This window comes from Dactylosporangium sp. NPDC049140, assembly GCF_040648435.1.
Genome location: NZ_JBEZDS010000027.1, coordinates 50,333 through 69,212, shown reverse-complemented (window position 1 = coordinate 69,212; position 18,880 = coordinate 50,333). Strand labels below are relative to the sequence as shown.

General features: G+C 75.7%; 19 protein-coding genes. 8 read left to right on the top strand and 11 right to left on the bottom strand.

Going from position 1 to position 18,880, the window contains the following annotated elements; genetic code table 11:
- The first annotated feature begins 36 nt into the window (after positions 1–36).
- A complete protein-coding gene (locus tag AB0B76_RS34640; RefSeq protein WP_360383259.1) occupies positions 37–2,685 on the top strand; it encodes an AAA family ATPase in 2,649 nt (882 codons plus the stop codon).
- On the opposite strand, the gene AB0B76_RS34635 is transcribed toward AB0B76_RS34640, so the two are convergent.
- On the bottom strand, positions 2,665–3,291 hold the full coding sequence (locus tag AB0B76_RS34635; RefSeq protein WP_360383258.1) for a TetR/AcrR family transcriptional regulator: 627 nt from the start codon (positions 3,289–3,291) through the stop codon (positions 2,665–2,667). The two genes, AB0B76_RS34640 and AB0B76_RS34635, sit on opposite strands and share 21 nt — an antisense overlap.
- A gap of 51 nt (positions 3,292–3,342) precedes the next feature.
- Here AB0B76_RS34635 and AB0B76_RS34630 point away from each other — a divergent pair, with 51 nt between their 5' ends.
- A complete protein-coding gene (locus AB0B76_RS34630; protein WP_360383257.1) occupies positions 3,343–4,779 on the top strand; it encodes an MFS transporter in 1,437 nt (478 codons plus the stop codon).
- Between the two features lie 62 nt (positions 4,780–4,841).
- Here the strand turns inward: AB0B76_RS34630 and AB0B76_RS34625 are convergent, their stop codons facing one another.
- Positions 4,842–5,555 carry a TetR/AcrR family transcriptional regulator C-terminal domain-containing protein gene (locus AB0B76_RS34625; protein WP_360383255.1) on the bottom strand — a complete coding sequence of 238 codons (714 nt, stop codon included), beginning with the start codon at positions 5,553–5,555 and terminating at the stop codon, positions 4,842–4,844.
- 38 nt (positions 5,556–5,593) lie between these two features.
- On the opposite strand from AB0B76_RS34625, the gene AB0B76_RS34620 reads away from it, so the two are divergent.
- Positions 5,594–7,027, top strand: a complete 1,434-nt coding sequence (locus AB0B76_RS34620; RefSeq protein ID WP_360383254.1) for an FAD-dependent monooxygenase — start codon at positions 5,594–5,596, stop codon at positions 7,025–7,027.
- A 34-nt stretch (positions 7,028–7,061) separates the two neighbouring features.
- Entirely contained in the window at positions 7,062–8,609 is a 1,548-nt protein-coding gene (locus AB0B76_RS34615) for a histidine kinase (protein WP_360383252.1), read from the top strand.
- Between the two features lie 10 nt (positions 8,610–8,619).
- Here AB0B76_RS34615 and AB0B76_RS34610 read toward each other — a convergent pair whose 3' ends face one another.
- Both AB0B76_RS34610 and AB0B76_RS34605 read right to left on the bottom strand, forming a co-directional pair.
- Entirely contained in the window at positions 8,620–9,567 is a 948-nt protein-coding gene (locus AB0B76_RS34610) for a sensor histidine kinase (protein WP_360383250.1), read from the bottom strand.
- Positions 9,564–10,313 (bottom strand): MEDS domain-containing protein, encoded by a 750-nt coding sequence (locus AB0B76_RS34605; RefSeq protein ID WP_360383249.1) that lies wholly within the window; start codon positions 10,311–10,313, stop codon positions 9,564–9,566. Before AB0B76_RS34605 ends, AB0B76_RS34610 begins: the two co-directional genes overlap by 4 nt.
- 174 nt (positions 10,314–10,487) lie before the next feature.
- Between AB0B76_RS34605 and AB0B76_RS34600 the strand changes: the two genes are divergently transcribed.
- Positions 10,488–10,772: a hypothetical protein gene (locus AB0B76_RS34600; protein ID WP_360383248.1), complete on the top strand. Its 285-nt coding sequence runs from the start codon at positions 10,488–10,490 to the stop codon at positions 10,770–10,772.
- On the top strand, positions 10,753–11,343 hold the full coding sequence (locus tag AB0B76_RS34595) for an AAA family ATPase (RefSeq protein WP_360383246.1): 591 nt from the start codon (positions 10,753–10,755) through the stop codon (positions 11,341–11,343). Before AB0B76_RS34600 ends, AB0B76_RS34595 begins: the two co-directional genes overlap by 20 nt.
- A 237-nt stretch (positions 11,344–11,580) precedes the next feature.
- On the opposite strand, the gene AB0B76_RS34590 is transcribed toward AB0B76_RS34595, so the two are convergent.
- The gene (locus tag AB0B76_RS34590; protein WP_360383245.1) at positions 11,581–12,141 is read right to left on the bottom strand and encodes a TetR family transcriptional regulator; all 561 of its coding nucleotides are present in this window, start codon (positions 12,139–12,141) and stop codon (positions 11,581–11,583) included.
- Positions 12,142–12,243: 102 nt separating this feature from the next.
- Here AB0B76_RS34590 and AB0B76_RS34585 point away from each other — a divergent pair, with 102 nt between their 5' ends.
- Entirely contained in the window at positions 12,244–13,374 is a 1,131-nt protein-coding gene (locus tag AB0B76_RS34585) for a hypothetical protein (RefSeq protein WP_360383244.1), read from the top strand.
- Positions 13,375–13,509: 135 nt separating this feature from the next.
- Here AB0B76_RS34585 and AB0B76_RS34580 read toward each other — a convergent pair whose 3' ends face one another.
- From AB0B76_RS34580 to AB0B76_RS34565, 4 genes are read right to left on the bottom strand one after another with little or no spacing between them, the layout of a single operon-like run.
- On the bottom strand, positions 13,510–14,238 hold the full coding sequence (locus AB0B76_RS34580; protein WP_360383242.1) for a siderophore-interacting protein: 729 nt from the start codon (positions 14,236–14,238) through the stop codon (positions 13,510–13,512).
- A 9-nt stretch (positions 14,239–14,247) separates the two neighbouring features.
- Positions 14,248–14,508: a hypothetical protein gene (locus AB0B76_RS34575; RefSeq protein WP_360383240.1), complete on the bottom strand. Its 261-nt coding sequence runs from the start codon at positions 14,506–14,508 to the stop codon at positions 14,248–14,250.
- A complete protein-coding gene (locus tag AB0B76_RS34570; protein ID WP_360383238.1) occupies positions 14,505–14,870 on the bottom strand; it encodes a DUF1622 domain-containing protein in 366 nt (121 codons plus the stop codon). Before AB0B76_RS34570 ends, AB0B76_RS34575 begins: the two co-directional genes overlap by 4 nt.
- Positions 14,860–15,300, bottom strand: a complete 441-nt coding sequence (locus tag AB0B76_RS34565; RefSeq protein WP_360383237.1) for a DUF6098 family protein — start codon at positions 15,298–15,300, stop codon at positions 14,860–14,862. The genes AB0B76_RS34570 and AB0B76_RS34565 overlap by 11 nt, the downstream gene beginning before the upstream one ends.
- Before the next feature lie 129 nt (positions 15,301–15,429).
- Between AB0B76_RS34565 and murJ the strand changes: the two genes are divergently transcribed.
- The gene (gene murJ, locus AB0B76_RS34560) at positions 15,430–16,908 is read left to right on the top strand and encodes a murein biosynthesis integral membrane protein MurJ (RefSeq protein WP_360383381.1); all 1,479 of its coding nucleotides are present in this window, start codon (positions 15,430–15,432) and stop codon (positions 16,906–16,908) included.
- An 83-nt stretch (positions 16,909–16,991) separates the two neighbouring features.
- Here the strand turns inward: murJ and AB0B76_RS34555 are convergent, their stop codons facing one another.
- Entirely contained in the window at positions 16,992–17,366 is a 375-nt protein-coding gene (locus tag AB0B76_RS34555; protein WP_360383235.1) for a VOC family protein, read from the bottom strand.
- Between the two features lie 42 nt (positions 17,367–17,408).
- Positions 17,409–18,880, bottom strand: a 1,472-nt coding sequence (locus tag AB0B76_RS34550; protein WP_360383234.1) for a hypothetical protein, incomplete at its 5' end; no start/stop codon positions are given.

Here is an 18,880-nt window from a genome sequence, read left to right as displayed (position 1 = left end):
CGCGCTCCGGACCGCCGGCGCATTGGTGTGTCCGGAATGAGCACCGGGGTCGGCCGGGCCGCCGCGAAGGCGGACACTGACGGCGTGAAGCTGCTGGAGCGCGACTCGGCGCTCGCGTCGCTGGCCGAGTACGCGCGGGACGCCCTGGCCGGCGACGGCCGGCTGGTGCTCGTCGGTGGCGAGGCCGGCGTCGGCAAGTCGAGCCTGGTCGAGGCGTTCACCGAGCGGCTGGCCGGGACGATGCCCGCGGCCCGGGCGGCCTGGGGCCTGTGCGACGGCCTGTCCACGCCGCGGCCGCTCGGCCCGCTGTTCGACATCGCCGGCGAGCTCGGCGGCGAACTGCTCGAGCGCTCCCGCGCCCGCGCGTCGCGCGACGAGCTGTTCGCGACGCTGCTGCGCCAGGCCGACGCGCCGGGCGAGCTGCACGTGCTGGTGCTGGAGGACCTGCACTGGGCCGACGAGGCGACGATCGACCTGCTGCGCTTCCTCGGGCGGCGGCTGCGCGGCGCCCGCATCCTGCTCATCGCCACCTACCGCGACGACGACCTGCAATCGCGCGACCTGCTGCGGATCGCCCTCGGCGACATCGCCACCCAGCGCACGACCCGGCGGATCGGCCTCGCCCCGCTGTCGGTCCGGGCGGTGGAGCACCTCGCCGGCGGCAGCGGCATCGAGCCGGCCGACCTGCACCGGCTGACCGGCGGCAACCCGTTCTTCGTGACCGAGGTGGTGCGCTCCGGCTCCGCGGCCGTGCCGGCCTCGGCGCGCGATGTGGTGCTGGCCCGGGTCGCCACCCTGGGCGAGGACGCCCGGGCGGTGCTCAACGCCGGGGCCCTGATCGGCAACCGGATCGACCCGCGGCTGCTGGCCGCGGCCACCGGCGGCCCGCCGTCCGTGCTGGACGAGCTGGTCATGTCCGGGCTGCTCATCGGCGACGGCGGCCTGCTGACCTTCCGGCACGAGCTGACCCGGCTCGCCGTCGAGCAGGCGATCCCGCAGCACCGGGTGAGCCTGATCCACGCCCGGATCCTGGCCGCGCTGGGCGAGCTGGGCCGCGACGACGACGCCGGGGCGGCCTTCCACGCGGAGGCGGCCGGGGACGCGCCGGCGGTGCTGCGGTACGCGGTGCGGGCCGCCCGCCGCGCGGCCGAGCTGGGCTCGCACCGGGAGTCCGCGGCGCAGTACGAGCGGGCCCTGCGCTGCGCCGACGGCGTGCCGCCGGCCGAGCTCGCCGAGCTGTACGACGCGCTGGCCGCCGAGCTGTCCCTGGTCGATCGCGGGCCGCGGGTCTGCGAGGTGGCCGGGCAGGCCCGGGAGCTGTGGCACCGCGCCGGCAACCGGCTGCGGGAGGGCGCCGCCCAGCGCCGGCTCTCGGCCGCGCTGCGGTACGCGTGCCGCGGCCGGGAGGCCCTGGCCGCCGCCGAGGACGCCCTGGCCACGCTGGCGCCGCTGGGCCCGACCGCCGAGCTGGCCTGGGCCTGGGCGACCCTCGCGTCGCAGCGGATGGTGAGCGAGCAGCACGAGCTGGCGATCGCCACCGCGGCCCGCGCCCAGGAGCTCGCGGTGGCACTGGGGCTGCCCGAGGTGCACAGCGACGCCCTCATCACCGAGGGCTGCTCCCGCGCGATCCTCGGCGGCGACTGGCTCGGGCCGCTGGGCCGGGCGCTGGACCTCGGCCTCGCGCACGGCCTCGACGAGCAGGTCGGCCGCGCCTACATCAACCTGCACGGGATGCTCTGCACCAAGCGCCGCTACCCCGAGGCCGAGCGGTACTACCAGGAGGGCGTGGCGTACTGCGACGAGCACGACGTGCGCACCTACGCCACCTGCATCCGCGCCGAGCGCGTCAACACCCTGGCCGACACCGGGCGCTGGGACGAGTCGCTGGCGCTGGGCGAGTACGTGCTGACCAACCGCGTCGACGCGTCGCCATTGAACCGGGTCACCCCGCTGGTCTGCCTCGGCCTGATCCGCGCCCGGCGCGGCGAGGACGGGGTGTGGCCGGCACTGGACGAGGCGGCCGAGCTCGCCGACGGCTGCGAGGGTCCGCAGTGGATCGCGTTCGTGCGGGCCGCGCGGGCCGAGGCGTACTGGCTCGAGGGCCGCCAGGAGCCGGCCCGGCGCGAGGCGGAGCTGGTCGCCGACGCCGTCGCGGGCGGCGACGAGTGGGCCCGCGGCCTGGCGGTCTTCTGGCTGCGGCGGACCGGCTCGGACCGGATGCCGGAGGGGACGCTCGCCGAGCCGTACCGGCTGGAGGCCGACGGCGACTGGCCGGCCGCGGCGGACCGCTGGGACGAGGGCGGCTCGGCGTACGAGGCCGCACTGGTCCTGCTCGAGTCCGGCGACGAGGACGCCCGGCGGCGCGCCCTGGGCATCCTCGACGACCTCGGCGCGGCGGCCGCGGCCCGGGTCGCCCGGCAGCGGATGCGCCGCGAGGGCGTCCGCGCCGTCCCGGCCGGCCCGCGCGCCGCGACCCGCGCCCACCCGGCCGGGCTGACCCGGCGCGAGCGGGAGGTGCTCGCGCTGATCTGTGCCGGGCACACCAACGCCGAGATCGCCGAGCGGCTGTTCATCGCGGTGAAGACGGTCGACCACCACGTGTCGGCGGTGCTGGGCAAGCTCGGCGTCGCGACCCGCTCCGGCGCGGCCAAGGAGGCCGTCCGGCTAGGCCTGGTCACCGCCTGAGCCGCCGAACCCCGCGTGCAGGGCCTCGAACAGCCGCTCGAAGCGCGCCCGGTGCTCGTCCAGCACGGCGCTGTGCGGCTCCCCGGCGATGAGGCGCTGTGCCGTCTGTACCAGCACGGTGCCGTACCCCGCGACGAAGAACGCGGCGAACAGGTCGGCGTCGCCGGTGAAGCCCGGGTCGCGGCCGAGCTCGCCGGCGAGGGTCCGCTGCAGGTCGTAGGCGATCTCCCGGGCCCGCGCGACAAGCGCCGGCGACGCGGCGACGGTGCCGAAGAACGGCACGGACCGGTCGTTGACGCCGGAGAGCGGGTGCCGGGCGTCGACGAGGCCGAGGGTCGCCGCCCGCAGCGACGCGAGCAGGCCGGTGCCCGCCGGCCGGTCGCGCACGGCCGCGCGCAGGAGCTGCTCGGCGTCGGCCGCCCGGTCCAGGAACAGGTCCTCCTTGCGCGGGAAGTGGTTGAAGACCGTCACGCTCGACACCCCGGCCTCCCGGGCGACGTCGGCGACGGTGACCGCGTCGAACCCGCGCTCGAGGAACAGCCGGGCCGCGACCTCCGCGATCCGCGCCCGCGTCTGCGGCCCGCCGCGCTCGCCGGTCCTGGGCATGTGTGACCCCATTCTCTTGTGTGACTAAATTTAGTCGCTTAATCTAGCACCATGATGCGCGCCAACTGGGTGGCCCTGACCGGCCTGTCCGCGGTGTTCCTGTTCGAGATGCTCGACAACTCCATCCTCAACGTCGCGTTGCCCACGATCGGCCGCGAGCTGCACGCGTCGACGACCGCGCTGCAGTGGGTCACCGGCGCGTACGCCGTCGTGTTCGGCGGCCTGATGCTCGCCTTCGGCGCCGTGGCCGACCGCTTCGGCCGGCGCCGAGTCATGATCATCGGCCTGGCGCTGCTCGGCGTGGCCAGCCTGGCGACCGCGTTCGTCACCTCGGCCGAGCAGCTCATCGCCGTCCGGGCGGTGACGGGTGTCGCGGCGGCGATGACGACTCCAGGGTCGATGGCGCTGGCCTTCCGGCTGTTCGAGGAGGATAGCCTGCGCGTCCGGGCGATGACCCTCATCTCCACCGTGGGCCTGGTCGGGCTCGCGGTCGGCCCGACCGCGGGCGGCTTCGTGCTCGCGGTCGCGCCCTGGCAGGTCCTGCTGCTGGTCAACGTGCCGATCGCCGTGCTCGCCGCCGTCGGCATCCGGATCGGCGTCGCGCCCGACGACCCCGCCGGCCTGCACCGTGACCCGGCCGATTTTCCGGGCGCCGCATTCGGTACCGCCACCGTCGTGCTCGCCCTCGTCGCGCCGACCCTGTTCGTGCACGAGGGCGCCGGCTCCTGGGCCCCGTGGACCGTCGCCGCCGGGGCCTTGCTGAGCGCCGTGCTGTTCGTCGTGCGCGAGCGCTCGGCGCGCCACCCGCTGCTGGACCTGAGGCTCGTCGCGCGGCCGCTCGTGTCCAGCGGGCTGGCGTACAAGGCCGCGGCCGGGCTGGCGGTCGCCGGCCTCGGCTACCTGGCGACGCTGCAGCTGCAGCTGGACTGGGGCTGGTCGCCCGCGCTCGCCGCGATCGGCCTGCTGCCCCAGGTCGTGGTCCTCATCGCCGGCGGCGCGCTGGTCAACCCGTTCGTGCAGCGGGCCGGGCTGGACCGCGCGGCCTGGCTCAGCGCCGCCGCGGTCGTGGCCGGGCTCGCGGTCTACGGGCTGCTGGGCCGGTACGGGTACGTCTGGGTCGCCCTCGCTCTCGTCCTCGTGGCCGCCGGCATCCGCGTGGTCGGCGTGGTCGCCGGGGTGAACGTGCTGCGGGGCCTGCCGAAGAGCCGCACCACGATCGGCGCGGCGCTTGTCGACACCGCCTCGGAGGTCACCTCGGGGGCGGGGATCGCGGTCACCGGTACCATCCTGGCCGCCCTGTTCACCGGGAACATCGCGACCTCGGCCTGGACCGCGGCGCAGACCGCGCAGTTCCGCCACGCCGTGACCGTCGCCGCGCTGACCCTCACCGTCGCGGCCGCGGCGCTGGTGGCCTGGGGCTACCTCCGCGGCCGGGGCGCCGCCGGGGAGCCGGAGCCCGCGCCGGCGGCCGAGGCGCTGGCCGGCTAGAGGCTGTATCGAAGTGGGGGTCTGAGTCCGCCGCAGCCCGGCCATCCATTTCGATACAGCCCCTAGTTCGGCAGCGACTCGAGGCCGTCCAGCAGCCAGTCCAGGATCGCCTCGAACGTCTGCGGGGCCGGGGCGTGCCGTTCCGGGTCGGCGGCCCACCGGCTGAAGTGCGGGTGGGCGCCCGCGGCGGCGATGCGCTCCAGGTAGGGCGCCGCGCTCGCGGCCAGGTCGGCGTCCGTCGGGGTGCCGATGCCGGCGCGCATGCGCTGCTCCTCCAGCAGGGCCAGGCCCGAGCCGAACACGTGGCCCAGGACGGTGTTCACGAAGCCCATGCGCGTCGCCGCGGGCAGGTTCAGCGGGTCGAGCTCGGCCAGGGCGGCGTCGTACAGGTTGAGCGCGTTCGGGCCCAGGGGCGGCCGGGCGAACGCGAGGCGGGCGAACCACGGGTGACGCTGGACCGCCGCCCAGCCCGAGGTGCCGAGCTCGCGCAGGGCCGGGCGCCAGCCGTCGCCGCGGTGCACGGAGAACCGGCCGTAGACCTGGTCGGCCATGAGGTCGGCGAGGCCGTCCTTGCTCCCGACGTACCGGTAGAGCGCCATCGGGCTGCGCACGCCCAGGCGGCCGGCGAGCGCGCGCATGGTGATCTCGCCGCCGGGCTCGCGGTCGGCCAGCTCGGTCGCGGCGGCCACGATGCGTTCGCGGCTGAGCGGCTCCGTGGTGCGCGGGGGAGCGGGGGCGTCGAACCACACCAGGCCGCCGGGTTCGGGATTGTTCATGGTGGACGAAGATTATCAGGTGGTGTACAACGTACACCATGAGTGGACACCGTACACCGGACGTGCTTGTCGTCGGGGGCGGGCTCGTCGGGCTCACCGCCGCGCTCGTGCTGCGCCACCACGGCGTCTCCGTCACCCTCGTGGAGCGGCGGGCCGGCACCTCGCCGCAGCCGAAGGCCCGCCGCTTCCACATGCGCACCATGGAGATCTTCCGCGAGCTCGGGCTGGCCGGGCTCGTGCACGAGGCCGCCCGCGACCTCGCCGGGCACGACCACATGGCGGCCGGGCGCACCCTCGCCGAGGCCCGGCAGCTCCCGCTGTGGCAGCCCGCCGGCGGCCCCGCCGCCGAGGTCAGCCCGGAGCGGCCGTGCCTGCTCGCCCAGGACGCCCTCGAGCCGCTGCTGCGCGCCGCCGCGGTCGACGCCGGGGCCGACGTGCGCTTCGGCACGCCGCTGGCCGGCCTCGAGCAGACCGCCGGGGAGGTGGTCGGCCGGCTCGCCGACGGCGAGATCCGCGCCCGCTACGTCGTGGCCGCCGACGGCGCCCGCAGCGGCATCCGCGAGGCGCTGGGCATCACCCGGTCGGGCCGCGGCGCGATCGGCGGGCCGAGCGTGAATGTGTACTTCACAGCCGACCTCGGCGACGTCGTGCGCGGCCGCGAGTTCAACCTGTGCCAGATCGAGCACCCGGACGCGCCGGGCGGGCTCGCCTCGGTGGACGGGCGGTACCGCTGGGTGTTCATGAGCCCGGGCGGCGAGACCAGACGCGACTGGCCGGCGCGGCTGCGGCAGGCACTGGGGGTACCGCTGCCGGATCTGGAGGTTCTGAGTGTGCTGCCGTGGCAGGCCGAGATGCTCGTCGCCGACCGGTATTCGGACGGTCGCGTCCACCTCGCCGGGGATGCCGCCCACTTGATGCCGCCGTATGCGGCCAGCGGGGCGAACACCGGAATCGCCGACGTGCACAACCTCGGCTGGAAGCTCGCCGCCGTCCTGCGCGGCGAGGCGGGGCCCGGGCTGCTGGACAGCTACGACGCCGAGCGCCGCCCGGCCGGCTGGTTCGCGGCCGACCAGTCCGCGCGCCGCACCGACTCGTTCAAGCTCGGCACCCCCGACCCGACCCTGGCCCACCCGTACGTGCTCGCGGCCGGCGGCTTCCAGTACACCGCCGGCGCACTGGTGCCGGACGGCTCCGAGGAGCCGGTGCTCGACTTCGCCCCCGCCGGCCGGGCCGGCACCCGGGTGCCGCACCGCTGGCTCGACGACGCGCGGACCCGCTCCACGCTCGACCTCGCCGGGCCCGGCTGGGCGATCCTGCCGGGCGGAAATCGGGTGGATTTCGCCGGTACGGGCGAGTGCCTGCTCCTGCGCCCGGACCACGTGGTCGCCTGGCGGGGCCGCGGGGCCGGCGAGGCCGCGAAGGTGCGGGTCGCGCTGCTGGCTGCTAGTAACGTTGCGAAGGTGTGGGTCTGAACCCCTCCGGCGGAGCCTGGTCGCCTTCGGACTGGTGGCCGCGGTCGTCGGCCTGGCCAGCTCCGGCTGGTTGAGCCCGTGGTGGTCGGTGTTCGTCGACGACGCCGCGCAGTTTCTCGCCGCGCTCGCCGCGATGCTGGCCTGCTGGATCGCGGCGGCCCGGCACCACGGCGCCCAGCGGTGGTGGCGCGTGTGGATGGGGGCCGCTGCGTGCGGCTGGGTGCTGGGCCAGCTGGTCTGGTCGTGGTACCAGCTCTACGCCGACGTCGGGCTGCCCTCGCCGTCGCTCGCCGACGCCGGGTACCTGACCCTGCCCTTCTTCGCGCTCGCCGCGCTCGTCACCCTCTCCGCCGGCCAGTCCGTACACCGCCTGCCCCGCCACCTGGAGGGGCAGGTCCTGAGCACCCTCGACGGCCTGGTCATCGTCGGCGCGCTGTTCGTGCTGAGCTGGGTCACCGTGCTCGGGGCGGTCGTACACGACGGCGCCGCGAGCCGGCTGGCCTACCTGGTCGCGCTCGCGTACCCGATCACCGACCTGCTGCTCACCGTGCGGGTCCTGATGCTCATCGGGATGGCCTCGGCCGGCAACCGCGCGCAGCTGATGCTGCTCGGGGTGGGGCTGTTCGGCATCGCGATGTCCGACAGCGTCTTCGCCTTCCAGGTGACGATCGGCGCGCACGGCATCCCGCCGCTGGGCGACGCCGGGTTCGTCGCGGGCTTCGTCCTCGTCGCCATCGCCGCGTGGACGGAGACGAGGCAGCCGCAGGGCTGGACGGCGCGTCCGGATCCGCACTGGGGGCGGCTGCTACTGCCGTACTTCGCGGTCGGCGCCATGGCCCTGGCGCTGATCGTGCAGCGGGCCCGCGGCAGCGAGCCCGACGACACCGCCGGGTTCGTCGCGTCCACGGTCGTGGCGCTGCTCGTCATGCGCCAGGCCGTCACCCTCCTGCGGGTGGGTGGGCTGGTCGAGTCGCGGACGCGGCTCGTGCTCTCCACGGACGACGATCGGCGGCAGCTGGAGCGCGGCCTGCACGACGGCGTCCAGCAGCGGCTCATCGCCCTGGCGCTGGACATCCGCCGGGCCGAGGCGGAGGTGCCGCCGGAGTACCCCCGGCTGCGCGACCAGCTCAACAACGTGGTGGGCGCGCTGAACGGCACCGTCGACGAGGTGCGGGAGCTTTCGCGCGGGGTACACCCGGCGATCCTCACCCAGGGCGGTCTGCGCCTCGGCCTGCGCGCGCTGGCCCGCCGCTCGGCCGCACCCGTCGAGCTCGACGTGCGGGTGGACGGGCGGCTGCCCGAGCCGGTCGAGGTCGCGGCGTACTACGTGATGGCCGAGGCGCTGACCAACGCGGCCAAGTACGCCGAGGCGAGCGTCGTGTCGGCTGCGGTCGAGGTGCACAGCGGCGTGCTGCACATGTCGATCAGCGACGACGGGGTCGGCGGCGCGGACCCCCGGCGCGGCACCGGCATCATCGGCCTGACCGACCGGGTCGAGGCCCTCGGCGGCACGCTCGCCGTGGACAGCCCGCCCGGGCAGGGCACCCGGCTGACCGCCGAGTTCCCGCTGGACCGGCCCTGACGCGTTTCGATCAGGGGTGCTCGGCGACCAGGCGGATGGTGAAGCCGTCGGGGCCGTGGTGCAGCGACACGTACGCGCAGAGCTGGTGGGTCAGCCACAGGCCCAGCCCGCCCGGCCCGCCCGCCGGCATCAGCCCGGCGGCCGGGTCGGCCGGTCCGGGGCCGGCGTCGGTCACGGCGACGACGATGCGGCCCGGCTCGGCCCAGCCCCGCAGCCGCACCGGCGACGCGCCGTGCCGGGTGGCGTTGGTGACCACCTCGGTGACGCTCAGCTCCAGCCCCTGCCGCTCCTCGTCGCCCAGCCCGGCGATCAGCTGGAGCACGCCGACGGCGTGGCGGCCCTGCGCGGGCGACGGGTCCGCGAGCTCCAGCGCCGGCGGCGCGGCCTGCAGCGGTAACGTCCACGGGGCGACCGCGGTGGCGAGGAAGTCGCGCGGGCGCACGTACAGGGGGCTGGGCCGGCGGTCCCCGTCGGCGGTCACCACGTGCGTGTGCGTGCGCCGCACGTCCTCGAGCACCTCGGGCGGGGCGGTGCGGGTGTCGTAGGGGCACAGCCCGTACATCGGGAACTCGTCGTAGACCTCGTTGGCGGCGGCCTCGTACCGCGCCCACCACTCCCAGGGCACGCCGACCCCGGGGTGCGGCACGTCGCCCGCGATGCGGATCTGCGCCGCGCCGCCCGCGACGTAGCCGGCCAGCATCTCGCGGTGGCTGCGGATCGCCGAGGCCGGGCGCAGGTAGTGCGGGCCGCCGTCGATGAACCGCACGCCGCTGCCCTCGCCGAGCGCCGCGCGCAGCAGCCGCTGGTTGCGCTCGCCGAAGATCGAGACCGTCGGCTCGCCGGCCGCGACGCCCTCGCGCAGGAACGGCAGCACGACGGCGAGGAACTCCTCGTCGGAGCCGTAGAACGCGGCTTCGTGCAGGATGCCGTCGTGCCCGGCCGCGGGGCCCGATCTCACGACATCACCACCCGGAGGTCACCCAGTTGCAGCAGACCGGCCAACCGTGCCACGGGGCTGCCCGGGTCGACCAGCAGCGCGGTGCCGGCGCCGCGGCCCCGGACGTGCTCGACGAGCCGGATCAGGGCCCGGTGGTCGATGAAGGTGAGCTCCCGCGCGTCCAGGGTGACCACGCCGCCGTCCGCCGGCAGCTCGGCCCGGCCGAGCGCGTTCTGCAGCTGCGCGTGCCCTCCGGGGTCGACCTCGCCGGCCAGCACCGCGGCGACGCCCGGCCGGTCGGTGGCGAAGAGCCGCAGCGGGGTCGAGCCCCGCCGGGCCACCGGGTGCATCCCGGCCAGCTCGGCCACGGCTTCGTCGCCCAGCTCGCTGCGGTTGAACCCGCACAGGCCCGACATCGGCCGGCGCGCCATGAAGACGTCCATGAGGAACTCGTAGCGGGCGAACGCCGCCCGCTCCTGCGCGGTGCGCACCAGTGGGGTCGCGTCCGCGGCGACGCGCAGCCCGGTGTAGCCGTCGGCCAGCGCCCGCTCGGTGGCCCGGGCGTAGGTGCGCACCTGCGCGGCCGGGTCCGCCGCGGCCGTGGGATCGCCGTCGGCGACGAACATCACCTGCTGGCCGGCGGCCCGGCCGTCGGCCAGGAACCGCTCCACGACGGGGTGGTACTCGTCCGGGTCGTCGAACACCCAGCCGACGTGATCGTGGCCGCCGAGGGCGTCGACGGTGTCGACGAAGCCCGAGTGGCGCATGCCGGAAAGGTAACACGGGCGCCGCCGGACCCGCTGTGACCAGGCCAGGGTCCGGCGGCGGCGCGCTCGCTCGGGCGCTGCGGTGCGGGACTCGGCGATGTGGCGCGCGGCGGGTACCCTTAGTCGCGAAGGGGAGTAGTCCTCCGCCGGTGTCGCCGTCAGTTCGGAGCCCTCGTGGCTCCCGGTGCCCGGGCCCCGCACCGCGGGGTGGACGAGACCTTCGACCCAGCAGGTGACGAACACGTTGCCGCGGACGGGGTCGGGGTCCTCTTCGTGGATTCGGCCCCCGCCGGCGGCGGGAAGGCCTCACTCATGCCAACGCTTGCCGACCGTTTCCGCCGGTTCCTGCGCAGCCCGCAGGGGCAGCGGCTGATCGTCCGGGCGCAGGAAGAGCTGCGCAAGCCCCAGAACCGCCGCCGCCTCCAGCAGGTCGTCGCCCGTGTCCGCCGTCGCGGTTGAGCGCCCCGGCGAGCTCCGGTACGGCACCGACGCCGTGCTGGTGGTCGCGGGCGTCCCGGGCGCGGGCAAGACGACCCTGCTCCGGCGCCTCTTCCCCACCGGCGGCGCGGGCGTGCGCGTGCTGGACTCGGACCACTCCCGGGAATGGTGGCGGCCGTACCTGGGCCGGCTGCCGTACCGGTACTGGCGCCCGATCGTGCACGCCACCCACTACGCCCGCCTCGTGCACACCCTCGGCGGGCCGGGCCCGGTGGTCGTGCACGAGTGCGCCACGCGGCCCTGGGCGCGGCGACTGATCTTCGCCGCCGCGCGCCGGTCCGGCCGCCGGGTCCACCTGCTGCTGCTCGACGTCAGCCCGGCCGACGCGCTCGCCGGGCAGGAGTCGCGGGGGCGCCGGGTGCGCTCCGCGGCGTTCGCGGCGCACTGCCGCAACTGGCAGGACGTGCTGCGCGACGCCCACCGCGAGGCCGCGACCGTCACGCGCATCGACCGCCCGGGCGCGACCGCCCTGCGCGCGATCCGGTTCGGCGCCGTCGACCGCGCCGACCGGGTCGCGGTCCGGCCCGGTTAGCGTTCGCCGTCCGGGTCGCGGGTGCGGCTTGGCCGGCGTTCGCTGACCACGATCGCGGGCGCCCGCAGCGGTCTTGGGTCCGGTGGCAGGCGGAGCCGCGCGGCGTGCCCGGCGGCCCGCTCGTTGCCGAGTCCCTCGGCGTCCCGGGGCCGCCGGTCCGGCGCGGGGAACTCCCCGGCGTCATGTCCGGTCGCGGCGAGGTGCCCGCTCAGGGTGCGCCGGCGCCGCGGCCCGGGCTCAGCTCAGCTCGGCCCGCAGGGTGGCCAGCGAGGCCTCGATGATGTCGTACAGCCGGCGGTCGTCGTCGCGGTCGAGCCACTCGGTCACGGAGACGTACATCAGGGTCACCGACGTCTCGGCGAGCAGGGCGGCCCGGGTCGGCTCCAGGCCGCGGGCCCGGAAGCCGTCGCGGACCACCTCGGCCAGCGCGGCGCGTTTGTGCAGGTCGCGCTCGCGCAGGCCGGGGTCGGACTCGACGATCGACCGGCGCTGGCGCAGGGCCGGCTTGCGGCCCTCGAACTGGGCATCGGCGACCGTGCGCAGGCCCTCGAGGAGCGTCGTGAGCGGGTCGCCGGCCGCCGGGGCCGCGGCCATGAGCTGCCCGGCGAACGCGGAGATGGCCTCGTCCGCGAAGAGCACCTCGCGCTTGTCGGCGAAGTACCGGAAGAACGTGCGCGTCGTCAGGCCGGCCCGCGCGGTGATCGCCGGCACCGTGGTCGCGGCGAAGCCCTGCTCGGCGAAGAGCTCGAGGGCCGCCTGGCGCAGCCGCTCGCGCGCGTCGGGTTGCCACCGTGCCATGTCCGCAGTCTAGCGGTGATGACATGTCGTGTCATGAGGGGTACGGTCATGACACGGCGTGTCGTCAGAGGGACGGCCGCCGCACCAGGGCGGAGCTTTGCCATGACCGAGGTTTGGATTCTGGGCGGGACCGGCCGCAGCGGGCGGGCGATCGCCGCCGAGCTGCTGCGCCGGGGCATCGGGCCGGTGCTTGTCGGACGGGACGCCGGCCGGCTGGCGGAGGCGGCCGCCGGGCCGCGGCCGGCGGGGGCCGGTGCGGCCGGCGGGCTCCGGACGGTCGTGGCCGGGTCGGTCGCCGAGACGGCGGAGGCGATCCGCCGGGAGCGCCCCGCCGTGGTCGTCAACACCATCGGGCCGTTCATCGAGACCGGGGCGCCCCTCCTGGAGGCGTGCCGGCCGTCCAGCCACTACCTCGACCTCGCCAACGACCTGGCCGCGGTGGCCGCGACCCTCGGCCGGAGCCAGGCGTTCACCGATGCCGGGCGCACCGCCGTCACCGGGGCCGGCTTCGGCGTCACCGCGACCGAGAGCGTCGTGGTGAAGCTGTGCGAGGGGCGGCCGGCCCCGCGGCGGGTGCGGGTCGACATGGTGCCGTCGCTCGTCGTGGAGGCCGGGGCCGTCGGCGATGCCCTCGCGGGCACCATCGTGGAGGGGCTGCCGGGTGTCGCGGGCGGCGGGCGGTTCCAGGGCCGGCGGTACCGCGGCGGACGGCTGGCCCCGGCCCGCCTGGGCGGCGACCCGATCCGGCTGGTGCTGCCCGACGGCTCGACGGTCACCACCGCGAGCATGCCGCTGGGCGAGCTGATGGCGGCCCAGCGCGCCAGCGGCGCCGCGGACGTGGTCGCCGCGTCGAGCGAGGCCCCGTCCTCGCCGCTCGTCCGCGCGGTCCTACCGGCCGCGACCGCCCTGCTCGCGATCGGTCCAGTGCGCGCCTTCGCCCGGCGGCGTCTGGCGGCGGTACGGTTCACGGCCCGGCCGAAGCCGCGCGAGCACTCCTGGGGCCACGCCGTCGTGCAGTGGCCGGACGGGAGCACCCGCGAGGGCTGGCTGCGCGTCGGCGAGGCCCAGGCCTTCACCGCCGCCGTGCCGGCCGAGGTCGTCCGCCGCCTGCTCGACGGCGAGGGCAAGCCGGGCGCGTACACCCCGGCCGCGCTGTTCGGCCCGGGCCTCGCCGAGTCCTGCGGCGGCGAGTACCGGCTAGAGGAGCCCGGCCTCGCGCGGCGCCCGCATTGAGATGCGGGTCGCGGCGGCGCCGTGGTTGCGGCCCACCGGCCGGGCCGCGGGCAGATGCCGGGACACCGGCCAGTGCCGGCCGCCCGGCACCGCGGGCATCGGCTCGTCGTCGGCGGCCGGGTCCGGGTCGTCACCTCAGTCGCCGCCCGCGCCGAAGCCCGGGCGGCCCGGGGTCCACTGGGGCTGGGTGTGCACGGCCCGGCGGGCGAAGCCGCGCTTCTCGATCAGCAGGCGCTGCACGAGGCGGCAGGTGTCGCTCTCGCCGGCCACGTACGCGACGCCGGCGCCGGGCGGCAGCTCCAGGTCGGCCACCGCGCGCAGCAGGACCCGGGAGCCGACCGCCGACGCGCCGCCGCGGTGGACCCACGGCAGCGCGGGCACGCCGTCGGCCCCGGGCATCTCGTCGGCGGGCGCCGGGGCCTCGAAGACGCCGAGGGCCGGGGCCGAGCGGGGCAGGGCTCCCCGCATGGCCAGGAGCGGTACCGCGCCCGTCTCGTCGCCCGCGAAGAGGTGGAACGCGGCGGAGCCGGCCAGGGTGATCTTGCTACGCGGCGGCTCCAGCGTGACCCGGTCGCCGGGCGCCACCTTGCGCGCCCACGCGCAGCCGGGGCCGCCGGCGTCGTGCAGGGCGATGCGCAGCGACAGCAGGGAGCCGGCGGGGTCGTGGCGCCAGACGGAGTACACCCGGCGCGCCTCCCCGTCTTCGGCCGGCACCCGCACGACCAGGTGCGCGCCGGGCCGGAACCGCAGGCGCGGCACCTCCGGGCCGGCCAGGTCGATCTGGCGCATCGAGGCGGTGACGTCCCGGACGTCGCGGACCCGGGCCTGCAGCGGCGGCCGGGCCGTCCTGCGCGGATAGGTCACGCCGCGAGACTAACAATCCTCGTCGGGTCGCAGCGTGCGCCGGCGCAGCGCGGAGGCGGCGAGCCGGCGCACGGCCACGATCGCCGCGGCCACCAGCAGCGGCGGCCAGCCCGGCGGGCCGCCCAGGCGCAGCAGGCCGGCGGCGAGCCAGAAGTCCAGCGCCACCTGCAGCGCCGTGCGCACACCCCCGCCGATGACGAGGGTGACGGCCCCGATGACGAGCCCGGCGGCGACACAGGCGAGGGCGGCGTAGGCCAGGAGCACGCTCACGGCACCGGCGCCCCGCGGCGGGCCAGCTCGGCGCGCTCCTCCTTGATCTCGCGGCTGAGGAAGTAGTTCAGGGCGGTGCGGATCGCGGCGATCGCGGCGAGCTCGCCGATCTCGCGCAGGGTGGGGGCGATCGCGGTCCGCAGGATGTCCGAGGCGAGCTGGAACTCGAGGCCGAGCGCGAGGAAGCGGCCGAGCCCCAGGCGGATGGGGGTGAAGCTCTCGGTGCGCCGGGTCCGGACGGCGGCGACCGCGAACCGCCCGAACGCGACGACCGCACCGGTGAAGATGATTACCGCGCCGCCGGCCTCGACGGCCCGGACGAGCAGATCGACCGCCGAGGCCAGCCACGCCTCACCGAACACGGGGCCCCCGTCCGGGGGCGCCCTCGGCCGCGATCTGCGCCGCGCACTCCTCCAGCGCCGCGTCGGAGATCCACGCGACCGGGTGCCGGCAGATGACGAGCGGCTCCTCGTCGCGGCCGCGGCCGCACTCCTCGGCGCGCAGGAGCCACGGGCGCACCCCGGGGCCGCACGGCTCGTGCCGGGCGCGGCAGTCGGTCAGGCGCCGGGCCACCCATAGAAGTACCGGGCGCTCACCCCACCACGGCTCGACCCGCAGCGAGTGGGCCGGCAGCTCCGGCAGCGCCAGGCCCGTGAGCCCGCCGGCGCCGTGCTGCAGGCCGCCGGTGGACGCGAGGTCGGCCTGCGGGCCGCGCGACCAGCGGACGTACAGCTCGTCTCCGCCGCGGCGCACGAGCTCGGCCAGCCGGTCCAGGACCTCGATCGTGTCCACGCCGGGCGGCCTCAGCGGAGGGCGGTGCCGTTGCTCATACCGCCCGGCCTACCCGGCGCGAGCGGCGGAAAACCACCACCGGATGCTAAGAAGGACGGCGTGGCCTCACTGAGCGGTGCCGGGCGGGGGATGGCGGTCGCGACGCTGGCGTCCCGCATCGCGGGGTTCGTCCGGATCGTGGTGCTGACCGCGGCGCTCGGGCTCGGGACGCGGCTGCTGGACACGTACAACGTCGCCAACACGCTGCCCAACGCCGTCTTCGAGCTCGTCGTCGGCGGGGCGATGGCGAGCGTCGTCGTGCCGCTGCTCGCGCGGGCGGCGGTCACCGAGGCCGACGACGGCGTCGTCTACGCGCAGCGGCTGCTGTCGCTGATGGTGTACGGGCTGGGCGCGGTCACCGTCGTCGCCGTCGTCGCCGCGCCGTGGCTCGTGCGGCTGTACGCGCCCGGCTTCACGGGGCCGCAGCGCGACCTCGCCGTGGTCTTCTGCTGGTACTTCCTGCCGCAGATCCTGTTCTACGGCGTCGGGGCCACCGCCGGGGCCGTGCTCAACATCCGCGGGCGGTTCGGGGCCCCGGCGTGGGCGCCGCTCGTCAACAGCCTCGTCGTGATCGCGGTCGGGCTGGGCTACCTCGCGGTCGACGGGCTCACGACGGTACACCTGACGCTGCTTGCGATCGGCACGACCGCCGGGGTCGTCGCGCAGACGGCGCTCGTCGTGTGGGCGCTCGCGCGCAGCGGCTTCCCGGTGCGGCTGCACCTGGACCCGCGCGGGATCGGGGTGCGCCGGATCGGCCGCCTCGGCGCGTGGGTGCTGCTGTCGGTCCTCTCCGCCCAGGTCATGCTCGCGGCGGCGACGCGTGCGGCGTCGCTGAGCGGGCCGGGCGGGGTCACGGTGTACCAGAACGCGTACGCAATCTTCCAGGTGCCCTTCGCGGTCGTCGCGCTGTCGGTGATGACGGCGATGCTGCCCCGCCTCAGCCGCAGCGCCGCCCGCCACGACCACGAGCGCGTCATCGGCGACCTGTCCCTGGCCGTGCGGGTCGCGGCCGTGGCCCTGGCCCCGGTGGCGGCGGCGATGCTCGTGCTCGGCCGCCCGGTCGCCGCGCTGCTGTTCGGCCACGGCCGCAGCGCCACCGCGACCGTGGGCGTGCTCGGCGTCGCCGTGGCCGCGTTCGGGCTGGCGCTGCTGCCGTTCACCGCGTACATGATCCTGCAGCGCGGCTTCTACGCCCTGCAGGACACGAGGACGCCGGCGCTGATCACCGCGGCCGTGAGCGCCGTCGGCGTCGCCGGCTGCGTGGCCGCGATGTGGTGGCTGCCCGCCGCCGACATCGTGGTCGGGGTGCCACTCGCCTACGCCGCGGCGTACACCGTGGGCCTCGTGGCGACGGCGCTCGCCCTGCGCCGCCGCCTCGGGCGCATCGACGGGCGTCGCATCGCCGGCACGCACGGCCGGGTCCTGGTCGCGGCCGGCGTGGCCGGGGCGGGCGCCGCCCTCGCCGGCACCGTCATGACGGTGGCGCTCGCCGCGCTCGTCGGGCTGCTGCTGTACATCGCCGCCGCGGCCGCGCTGCGCCTGACCGAGCTGCGCCACGTGCGGTGGTGATCCGCCGTGGAGGCCATCCTCGACGTGCGCACGGCGTTCATCGCCAGCGAGGAGCTGGGCGGCCTCGCCGCCTACCGCGACCGCTAGCTGTCCGCCATGACCTCGTAGAGGTTGCCGGTCGCGTCGCGGAAGAACAGGCCCCGCGGGCACAGCGGGTGGTCGATACGACAGTTGTCCGGGGTCGCCGGGTGGTTGCCGAACGGCACCCCGGCCGCCTCGACGCGGGCGTGGACGGCGTCGAACGTGGCGCCGTCGACGGCGAAGGCCAGGTGGTGGCCGACCGGCTCCGCGGTGGTCATGAAGTCCAGCGTCAGCGTGTCGTTGACCCGGACCGGCCGGAAGTGCCCGTGCATCCCGGCCGGCGGCAGGAGCTCGAAGCCCATGACGCCGGCCAGGAACCGGGACGCCTCGTCGTTGTCGAGGGCGGGAACGATTGTGTGGTTCAGCGTGACGGTCATGGTCCCATCGTACGGAGTGAGTACTCACTCCGGCAATGGGGTTCAGTACTGGCCCTGGCGGATGTTCTGCTGGATGTAGCGGAAGTACGGGCTCGCCGGGTCCATGTCGATCGACGTCTGGGTGCTGCCCGGACGCTGGTTGCCGACGAACCAGTCGGCGACGATCGCCGCCTGCTGCTCCAGGTTGAACTCCGAGAACGACGCGCCCGGGGGCCCGTACTCGTACGGGTCGTGCTTGAGCTGGTTGCCCAGGACGCCGGCGATCAGGCTGAGCTGCATCGGCGTGTGCGCGATCTGCCACGCGTGGGTCAGCTCGTGGACGAACGTCTCGCCGTACTGCTTGCCCCGGGCCAGCCCGAACTTGCGCGGGTCGGCGAACGCCTCCCGGCCCATGTTGAGGTAGATCCAGTCGCCGCTGCCGGGCATGGTGAACGCCCGGTCGTCCTTGCCGATGATGTCGGTCAGCAGGATGTCCTCGCGGGGCGGCAGGGTGCCGCCGAACACGGTGGAGTCGGCCCAGTCGTACTCCTCCGGGGTCAGCGACCGTGACTCGCTGCCGAACGAGGCGAGCCCCTCGGCGGCGATGGACAGCAGGGTGTTCGTCGGGCCGGCCATCCACAGGCTGCTGCCGATGATCCGTGCGCCGGGCACCAGCGACCCGGTGGCGAACAACGAGCCGACCTCGACGCCGATGAACGCGACGAGCCCGACGACCGCGCCGACCGGCGACGCGCCCAGCTCCCAGGTGACGATGAAGTCGACGACGTCCACCACGAACGTGCCGATGTCGCTGGAGTACGACACCGGGATGGCGACCTCGGCCGCCGCGAACGTCCGGAAGTACTGGGCGATGACGGGGTCGGCGGGGCGGAACTCGTCCCAGTCCTCGTCGCGGCCGCCCTCGGTGGAGAGGGTGCCCTCCACGTGCCCGTGGTGCGAGAAGGCGAGGACCCGGCCGGCGCGGTTGCTGATTGTCGCGCTGACCCCGAAGGCGTACCCGTCCAGGCCGCTGTCGTGCGCGTGGCCGCGCCACCGGGAGGTGCCGTCGGGGAAGATCCGCGCCTCGACCCAGCCGCCGAGCGCGGCCAGGCCTTCGCTGGCGATCGGGCCGCCGAAGATGAGCGCCGGCTGGGCGTCGCCGATGCGGAACCAGTCGTGCCAGTCCCCGTGCCACCAGGCGCTCCAGACGCCGCCGTCGTCGCCGGCCGCGAACACGTCCATCTGGTCGGGGTTGCGGGACAGCACCGCGAGGGATGCCCGCTGCGCAAAGGTGCGCGTGCCGATGCGGAACCAGTCGTGCCAGTCGCCGTGCCACCAGGCGCTGTAGACGCCGCCGTCGTCGCCGACGGCGAACAGGTCCATCTGGTCGGGGTTGCGGGAGTTGACCGCGAGTGGCGTGCCCTGGCTGAAGGTGCGGCTGCCGATGCGGAACCAGTCGTGCCAGTCGCCGTGCCACCAGGCGCTGTAGACGCCGCCGTCGTCGCCGACGGCGAAGAGGTCCATCTGGTCGGGGT

Excerpts from the sequence above, each read along its gene's own strand:
- AB0B76_RS34605 (WP_360383249.1), bottom strand. The coding sequence starts at position 10,313 with ATGCGCCACTCGGGCTTCGTCGACACCGTCGACGCCCTCGGCGGCCAC.
- AB0B76_RS34590 (WP_360383245.1), bottom strand. The coding sequence starts at position 12,141 with ATGGCACGGTGGCAACCCGACGCGCGCGAGCGGCTGCGCCAGGCGGCC.
- AB0B76_RS34630 (WP_360383257.1), top strand. The coding sequence starts at position 3,343 with ATGATGCGCGCCAACTGGGTGGCCCTGACCGGCCTGTCCGCGGTGTTC.
- AB0B76_RS34620 (WP_360383254.1), top strand. The coding sequence starts at position 5,594 with ATGAGTGGACACCGTACACCGGACGTGCTTGTCGTCGGGGGCGGGCTC.
- AB0B76_RS34555 (WP_360383235.1), bottom strand. The coding sequence starts at position 17,366 with ATGACCGTCACGCTGAACCACACAATCGTTCCCGCCCTCGACAACGAC.
- AB0B76_RS34640 (WP_360383259.1), top strand. The coding sequence starts at position 37 with ATGAGCACCGGGGTCGGCCGGGCCGCCGCGAAGGCGGACACTGACGGC.
- AB0B76_RS34625 (WP_360383255.1), bottom strand. The coding sequence starts at position 5,555 with ATGAACAATCCCGAACCCGGCGGCCTGGTGTGGTTCGACGCCCCCGCT.
- AB0B76_RS34585 (WP_360383244.1), top strand. The coding sequence starts at position 12,244 with ATGACCGAGGTTTGGATTCTGGGCGGGACCGGCCGCAGCGGGCGGGCG.
- murJ (WP_360383381.1), top strand. The coding sequence starts at position 15,430 with ATGGCGGTCGCGACGCTGGCGTCCCGCATCGCGGGGTTCGTCCGGATC.
- AB0B76_RS34635 (WP_360383258.1), bottom strand. The coding sequence starts at position 3,291 with ATGCCCAGGACCGGCGAGCGCGGCGGGCCGCAGACGCGGGCGCGGATC.